Origin of the sequence: uncultured Gimesia sp. (genome assembly GCF_937910335.1) — a bacterium.
Classification (GTDB): domain Bacteria; phylum Planctomycetota; class Planctomycetia; order Planctomycetales; family Planctomycetaceae; genus Gimesia.
In genome coordinates this window covers 1-6983 of sequence record NZ_CALEMX010000383.1, presented here as the reverse complement: position 1 = coordinate 6983, position 6983 = coordinate 1, and the positions used below count along the sequence as shown (strand labels likewise).

Sequence of the window (6983 nt, the reverse complement as noted above, 5' to 3'; positions counted from 1 at the left end):
CCTCTAGTTGCAGGCAATAAAAACCATCCGAGAGATTGTTGATTATATCGTCGGCTAAAAAAAGCGAAGCAGGGTGGGAGTCATCGGGAAACGGCGTTAAGGGACAGTCAGAAGTTCCTGGAATGTAGCATTCGCCGATCAGTAATCCATTAGAAACACGCAGTAATTGTAAATAGGGATCGGGGAGTTCAATCTGCAACCGCTGTTGCATTTGATCCAGGTCTGAAGCTGTGGCTGGCTCAAAAAATTCAATATAATCTTTGTACTTGCTATCAATCTGGATAGAGTTCAGCCAACTTGTAAAACGATTCTTTCCGGCATCTTGATCTGCCATTATAGGTAACGGCAGTAAATCGCGATTGTTCATCTCCCCGATTGATGGTTTGAGTTTCCATTCGAGAGGAAAAGGAGAGCCATCAATCGTTTCACCGATCAATGGACCGGACCAGCCACCCGCTTGAACGGTCAACTTGAAACGAAGATCCTTGCCTGAGAGCTGATCTGTGACTACCAGCGGCTCGCTCTCTAGTCTTTTTCTCAGGCTGTTGTGAGAAAGGAGGACCTTTGATCGACGCCAACGCAGATCGTATTGATTTTGTTGGGAGTTCGTAAATGCGCGCTGAAATTCTTGAGCCGACTGCCATTGTGACCAAAATTTTCTGCACCTTGAGTCATCTTGATTCAGAAACAAATTTAAAATTTGTCGTTCACTTTCCGTCAATGTTGTTGATAAAGCCCACGCTTTTTTTTGGAAGTATCCTTTTACTAATTGAATGGGAGAAAAAAACGATTTCATTTTAGCATGAACTTCATAAAGGGTGATTTACAAGAATACATTCGAGTTGAATTAAACAAAGATTATAGTCTGAGTTAATCAGAAGCTACAGCCTCAGCAATCTGTTTGGCCAGTTGTTTTTCTTTCAGAGTGAATTTGGTTTTCATTTTTCGGGGTGTCGTAGAGTCATTACCGAAAGGGTTATTTATTAAGATCGGCTCCGTTGCCAAACGTTTTGCCAGATCGTAAAGCAGAGGCAGTCTGTGGAAGTCGTCCAGGATTTCCAAAGTCACGGCAATTGCCTGCTGCATTTTTCCCGCTTTCGCCAGAGCAGACACAATTTGCTTTTGAGCCTCTGGTTGCCAGCGCGGGTGTTGAATGTTTTTCACTATTTCCAAGGCTTGTTCAAACTTTCCTGCCCGGGCAAGATTCGCGGCGATGCTGCTTCGCGTAGAGGTATTGAGTTCCTGATCTTTAATTAACTGGGCTAGATCCAGAGCCAGCTTGAATTTGTCGGCTTCAGCCAACGAAGTGGCAGCAGTCCGTTGTACGGTCGATTTGAAATCCATGTCGGGATACATCAATGCAAAATCTACTGCTTCAGTGTATTTACCGGTTTTTATCAGTCTGGTAATCAAGAACTCCATCGCACTACATCTATGATGATTCTGGTTCAGTGTTTGAGTGGTTTTCCATGCTTGCTCGATTTTATTTTTTTCGAGTAACTGTGTGATCATCTGTTGGAATATGGGTACCGTGGTATGCCACTGATGATTGGCGTCATGATAGAAACCAGGCTCGAAATCCTGTGCCAGAACATCGGCGTCATCGGCATTTTGAACGATTGTGAAAGCTTGTTGAACATCTCCTGCCGCAAGTAGCGCCTTCACAATCGTATTCAAGGTTAATGATTTCTCAAAGTCTTCCTCAATTTTCAGAGCAATCTCTAATGCCTGTTTGATCTTTCCCTTTTGAACCAGATTTGTTGAAATCGATCCAAGAGCATTCGCCTTATCATCTGCCTGCTCGAATTTCTGTGAGATTTGTAAGGCTTGATCGAGTTTTCCCTCGGTAAGCACTGTTTCGATAATCTCATCAATCGCAAAAAATCTTGAGTATCCATCAATCATTTGAGTGGCTTTGATGGCCTGCTCAATATCACCGGATTTCACGATGAGTGAAACAATTTGCTCTAGACAGAACGTTCGGTCATCATGATCTTCATCTTCCTGAATTTCGATTTTCTGAATAATATCGAATGCTTGTTGGAACTGACTTTTCTCGGCCAACGCCTCCGCAATGCCGTACAGAGCACGATTTTGTTCGCTTTGCGGTTTGATCTCCCGAGCGATATTAATTGCCCGATCGAATTTGTCGTCATAGGCGAATGTCAGAGAAATTTTACGAAGTACGAATGCTTTAGAAATGCTTGGCTCCATTTTTCGAGTGATATCGAGTGCTGGTTCGAATTTCTCGTCCTCGATCAGTGCCAGGGAAATTTCTTTCAGCGCAACAGATTTGTTCTCGGGATCATTAATTTCCTGCGCGAGTTCCAAAGCGCGTTTGATCTCTCCTGCTTTTGCCAGTTTTGAAACAACATTGTTTAGAGCGACATTCTTGTCTGAAAGATTCTTGATTGTCCGGGCCGCTTTCAGGGATTTCTCGATTCCTTCAATTTGAATCTGAGACTCCGTAATCCTTCTAAGGACATCAGTTTTCATTTCCTCATTCTCAATCTGTTGAGCGATCTTGCGGGCTTGTTTGAGATCTTCGTCCTTGATCAGAGAAAAAGCGATTTGCTTTAAAGTCGAGTCTTGTCTGGATTTCTCTTCAATCTTCTCGGCGACATTCAAAGCTTGTGCGGTTTTGCCTTGCTGATTCAGCGTAGCTGCGAGTTCACTCAGTTCGTATTCCCTACTTGTTGTCGTTTCTATTTTCTGAATAACTTTGAGTGCTTCCTCCACCTCTCCCGATTGAACGAGAGTATGAACAATCTCTTTCAGCGCTAATGTCTGTTGGTCTTCAGGTTTGACTCTTTGCGCAACAAACAACACCAGACGATCAGGTGTATCCCAGGGCTGTGGCTTTTGCGGGGGAGGAACCGCAGCTTTTGTTATTTTTTCTTTGGTAATCCTGGCAGCGGGTGGTGGTGTGATCACTTCCTCATGTGCTCCACATCCAGGTAGCCAGATCAGTCCGATTAACCAGAGTAAGTGCCAGTTCACGAAGTGTGGCAGAGTGTTTTGGATCATAGAAACTTTTTCGTTAGAAATGAGTTCGGAGTCCATCACCATTTATTCTGCTGGCTGCGGGTCGTCAATGCAATATGTAATTCAAAAATGTGGCATGTGGGAACGATCCATTCCGCCGGGTGTACTTTGTTTGCTGAAAAAAGTCCGATCTTTCACAGCAAAAACGTCGCTGGCTTTCAAAACCGGAATGGCGCGTGCTTTGAAGCTGGCAAATGCCAACTTGAAGGAGATGTATCATTGAAGTTTTGATGATGCCCGAAACAGAGCTCAGTGCATGCCTTAGCTTGTCGGGAAAGGAAAAGTAGGTTCGGCGAACTGAATTCAGGACGAGCGCAAAATGATCAGATAAATAAAACCGGCAATTTGTGGCTATAACGCGTAATGCAAGGGGGTGACCTGTATTCGAAGCAGGCAGTATCATCTTCAAAAAAGCGTGAAGTAATTCAAAGACACAGTTTGCTTTCTTTAATCCGAAAGCCTATAATTACCTGTTCATAGGTTCTAGAAATCTGAATCTAATCAGCAAGTTAAAGAATTGACTTCTTGGCGGTAGCAGCTGAAAATACAATAAAGCCGTAGCAGTTTGCTGGATTGTTACGTTACAGGTATCACCTCATCGTAGAAGCATCAGGTTGGGGAAACGATCATCACTTCAAGGGAGTTTTCGATGCGTAAATATGAATCAGAAGCCAGGCAATCATCTCGACGTGGATTTACTCTCATCGAGTTGCTGGTTGTGATGGCCATTATCGCGATGTTGGCGGCATTACTGTTACCGGCAATCCAGCGGGCAAGAGAAGCGGCTCGTCGAAGTCAATGTATCAATAACCTGAAGCAAATTTCTCTGGCCGCACATAATTATGAAAGTTCCTTTCGTTCTTTTCCCTCCGGTTGGATCGAGGATTTGCAGGCGGCCATCGATATTGATGCGATTGCAAATGCTAATATAGCGTTTAATGAGGATGTCCTCATTCCCGTAGATGCAAACAATAATAATGGTACCCCAGTGTCTAAATATGCTTTGGTAGAGTGGGAGCTTTCTCCCTGGTGGGGCTGGCAGGCACTGATTCTGAATGAGATGGATCAGACTACCATCAATATTGATTTTGAGCAATTAAAATTTTCACCTGACAGTAAAGAAGCCAGTAAAATAGCAATTGAAAGTTATGTTTGCCCGAGTGCTTCGCTCCCTTCAAATCGGCCCGGTGGTGCAGGATATGCCACTTATCGTGGGGTGGGTGGATACACTGAAGGTGCACAATCTGTGAAACCTTACACCCGTCGGTTTAAGGGAGGAATTTTTGGTCCTAACAGTGCGACTCGTTTCAATGATATCAGTGATGGCACTTCAAATACATTGTTGTTTGGCGAAGCATCTTTTGGATTCTGGGCAGACAGTCATAGTGCCGTTTCAGGATATTCCGAGAGCTCTGACCGCAATGCTCCAACAGTATTTCATAATGGAAAGAACTTCGATGGTGAACCAGAAACGAATCAGTCTGTATACTTGACTTTTGGTTCCTGGCATGATGATCTCGTTCATTTTGCACTTGCCGATGGTTCTACTAAGTCAATGGCAAAAAATATCGATAGAAATCTCTTTCGACAACTCTGTGTTCGCAATGATGGAGAGCGAGTTACAGGCGAATGGTAAATAGGGAATGACCGCGTTCCCGCGGCATCAAAGGCGGGAACGCTTTTGAAATTGAAGGAATATGCTCAGGCACGTTCAAATGGAAATGCGATGACCTCTTGCAGGCTCTGCTTTCCCAGCGCCAGCATCACCAGCCGATCCCAACCTAACGCCGTGCCTGCACAGGCGGGTAAACCGGCTTCCATCGCCTGCAGTAGAGTACTTTCCTCAGGTAAAGCGGGGCGGTTTTCTTTGAGTCGCAGAGCCGATTGCTGCCTGAAGCGTATGCGTACTTCATGCGGGTCAGTCAGTTCATGATATCCATTACAGATTTCGATTCCCTGCAGATAGAGTTCAAAGCGTTCAGCGACTCCCCTTGGTCCCGGGTTATCATCCTGGCGAATGCAAGCCAGTGCCGCCTGCTCGGGAGGATAATCATAAAGAAAAACGGCGCCCCATTTGCGGAGTGCAGGTTCCACGACTTCCACCAGAAATAAATTTTGCCAACTTAAGCAGTCGTTCTGATCGAATCCGGAGGGAACTGAAATTTGTTTTTCTATGGCCATTCGTTGAAACGCTTCCGCAGTCGAATTCAGAGCAGAAAGATCTGCATATTTCAGGAATGCATCTTCGTAACTTAAGCGAAGGAATTGATCGTCGGGGAGCATCGTTTGAGTACTCTGATCGGAAACCGAATCGGCCGCATCATAAATGTGTCGCACGAGTAATTCGACAAACGTCATCTGATCAATGTGTGTTTCTCCCCGTCGATACCATTCCAGCATCGAAAATTCAGGGTTATGCAAGGTTCCCCGTTCTGCCTGTCGAAATGCATGAGTGATTTGATAGATCTGATCCGCACCAGCCGTCAATAAGCGTTTCATAGCAAACTCGGGAGAGGTTTGCAGATAGCGGATTATCGGATGACTTTTTTGATTGACGACACGACCCTCGTCAGAATGCCATTCGGTGGTGAAAGGATCAATATGGGCATCTACGACGCTATCGCGCGAAAGAATCGGCGTTTCCACTTCCCAGTAACCGTTTGCTTCAAAAAAATTACGGACGGCATGCAGCAAATGGCTGCGCTGCTTCAACGTTTCGATCGATGCCGTCGGGAGGTAGTCAGAACTGTCTGGAACGGACTGATTCATAAACAGAGACGCTATTTCAAAAGGAAGGAAGCTGGAATTATTTGTTGCCGTTAAGGTATTCCTGACGAATCGCTTCGATCCGTTGGCGGTTTGCTCCCAGATCGTAATGGCCCACACGAGAAGCAGATCGAACGTGAAGCACATTCTGACCAGAATCGATCAGGAACTCAACATCATCCACAAAACGAAAACAGAGCGAACGAAATTCGGCATGCAGATAGTTTCCCTCCTGACTGACGATACGGCAACCACTCTGCCGGCTCAGAAGTTCAGATAGTTGTGAACGCGCTTGTTCTTCAGATCCGGTATAAGGGATCGGATTGATAAAATGCGCGAGAGATTCATCTTGTGAACAGACACAGTTGGGAGATTCAGGGCAGGGGCTCAGGCTTTGGTTGACGAAGCCCAATTCAGAAGGAGGCTGCGTCAGGTAATTTCTTAGCACGATGGCCAGATAGAGAGCCAATAAAAAAGAGACGCACCAGATAAGAGCCATCTTTCTAATCCGTCTCCTGTTTAAACTGATTTGGTTATTGCTGACTATTGGTCTACATCCGGATCAAATTCAGAGCCCTCACTTTGATCCTCTCCTTCGGACACCGAAGCAGTTTGATCATGAGGAACTCGGGCGTTTTGCTGTAACTGTGCTTCTCGTAATTGTAGCTCATCTGCTTCTGCAGACAATGGCTCTTGCCAATTGCCGCTTGCATTTACAGCTGTCGGTGATTCCGCTTTAGAAATCAATTGATCGCCGGAAACGGGTTGATCGTCCTCTTCCGTGGACTTCGATTCCGGCGATTTCTTTACGTTCAATAACTTTTTCGCATTTTGGCAGGCACGCAGGAACAGAGTAATTGAAGTAATACTGACAGCCAAGGCAGCCCATTTCATGATTCCCAGACGATTAATGCCCCAGATGGATTCCGCGAATATGATAAGAGTTGTAAGCGCACAGACTCCTGTTAACACACCTTTGAACATCAAGTCTGAACGATGATTTTTCAGGGAATGTCGGGCAATTGCCATCCGAGCAGAATGGTTAGCGACATCACGAAAGGAATTCAAAGCGTTGCGTACGGCATCTTTATCTTGTGAATGTGTGGGCGCTTTATTTAATTGTAATAGTTAAGACTTAATCTGACATTCCTGTTACCTTAGTGGTTGATTCC

At 45.1% G+C, this 6983-nt stretch carries 7 protein-coding genes; 2 read left to right on the top strand and 5 right to left on the bottom strand.

What is annotated here, in order from left to right:
• Together Q0668_RS15225 and Q0668_RS15220 are read right to left on the bottom strand one after the other, a co-directional pair.
• The coding region (locus Q0668_RS15225; RefSeq protein ID WP_298866176.1) for a hypothetical protein at positions 1–796 on the bottom strand (796 nt) is incomplete at its 3' end.
• Between the two features lie 74 nt (positions 797–870).
• Positions 871–3063, bottom strand: a complete 2193-nt coding sequence (locus tag Q0668_RS15220) for a hypothetical protein (protein ID WP_298866174.1) — start codon at positions 3061–3063, stop codon at positions 871–873.
• Positions 3064–3094: 31 nt separating this feature from the next.
• Here Q0668_RS15220 and Q0668_RS15215 point away from each other — a divergent pair, with 31 nt between their 5' ends.
• Together Q0668_RS15215 and Q0668_RS15210 are read left to right on the top strand one after the other, a co-directional pair.
• Positions 3095–3268: a hypothetical protein gene (locus Q0668_RS15215; RefSeq protein WP_298866172.1), complete on the top strand. Its 174-nt coding sequence runs from the start codon at positions 3095–3097 to the stop codon at positions 3266–3268.
• A gap of 426 nt (positions 3269–3694) precedes the next feature.
• The gene (locus Q0668_RS15210; RefSeq protein WP_298866170.1) at positions 3695–4681 is read left to right on the top strand and encodes a DUF1559 domain-containing protein; all 987 of its coding nucleotides are present in this window, start codon (positions 3695–3697) and stop codon (positions 4679–4681) included.
• A gap of 65 nt (positions 4682–4746) precedes the next feature.
• Here the strand turns inward: Q0668_RS15210 and epmA are convergent, their stop codons facing one another.
• The 3 genes from epmA to Q0668_RS15195 are packed head-to-tail and all read right to left on the bottom strand — an operon-like array spanning position 4747 to position 6879.
• Entirely contained in the window at positions 4747–5814 is a 1068-nt protein-coding gene (epmA, locus tag Q0668_RS15205; RefSeq protein ID WP_298866168.1) for an EF-P lysine aminoacylase EpmA, read from the bottom strand.
• Positions 5815–5851: 37 nt separating this feature from the next.
• Positions 5852–6310: a DUF1499 domain-containing protein gene (locus tag Q0668_RS15200; RefSeq protein WP_298866166.1), complete on the bottom strand. Its 459-nt coding sequence runs from the start codon at positions 6308–6310 to the stop codon at positions 5852–5854.
• 44 nt (positions 6311–6354) lie between these two features.
• Positions 6355–6879, bottom strand: a complete 525-nt coding sequence (locus Q0668_RS15195; protein ID WP_298866164.1) for a hypothetical protein — start codon at positions 6877–6879, stop codon at positions 6355–6357.
• Between the last annotated feature and the right edge of the window lie 104 nt (positions 6880–6983).